The sequence below is a fragment of the Streptomyces mauvecolor genome (genome assembly GCF_039532965.1).
GTDB lineage: Bacteria > Actinomycetota > Actinomycetes > Streptomycetales > Streptomycetaceae > Streptomyces > Streptomyces violascens.
The window spans coordinates 1-654 of the sequence record NZ_BAAASQ010000063.1; the positions used below are offsets into that span (position 1 = coordinate 1).

A 654-nucleotide genomic window follows, 5' to 3' on the forward strand; every position below is an offset into this window, starting at 1 on the left:
ACCACGAGCTGGCGCAGGGCTACGAGACGGTCGTCGACCCCTCGGTCTTCGTCCGCTTCCCCCTCACCAGCGGCCCCCTCGCAGGCGAGGCGTCGCTCATTGCCTGGACCACCACACCGTGGACCCTCATCACGAACACCGCCGTCACGGCGGGAGCAGACATCACGTACGTCGTCGCCACGGACGGCAACGAGAAGGTCGTCGTAGCCGAGGCGCTCATGGCTACAGCGCTGGGTGAAGGCTGGGAGGCGATAGGCGAGACCTTCACCGGCGCCGAGATGGAACGGTGGAGCTACCGGCCGCCCTTCCAGCTCGTCCCGCTCGAGGGCGCCCACTTCGTCCTCAACGGCGATCACGTCACCACGGAGGCAGGCACCGGCCTCGTTCACACCAACCCCGCCTTCGGCGAGGACGACTACAAGGTCTGCAAGGCCTACGGCCTGCCCCTGGTCAACCCGGTGCGCCCCGACGGCACGTTCGACCCCGAACTCGACCTGGTCGGTGGTCAGTTCTTCAAGGATGCGGACGCCACCGTACTGAAGGATCTGGAAGACCGCGGCCTCCTCTTCCGCCACGCAGCCTTCGAGCACAGTTACCCGCACTGCTGGCGCTGCCACACCGCGCTGCTCTACTACGCGCAGCCGTCCTGGTACA

At 67.1% G+C, this 654-nt stretch carries 1 pseudogene; it reads left to right on the forward strand.

Going from position 1 to position 654, the window contains the following annotated elements:
• Positions 1-654: pseudogene (locus ABD346_RS38220) on the forward strand (isoleucine--tRNA ligase); the annotation flags it as partial.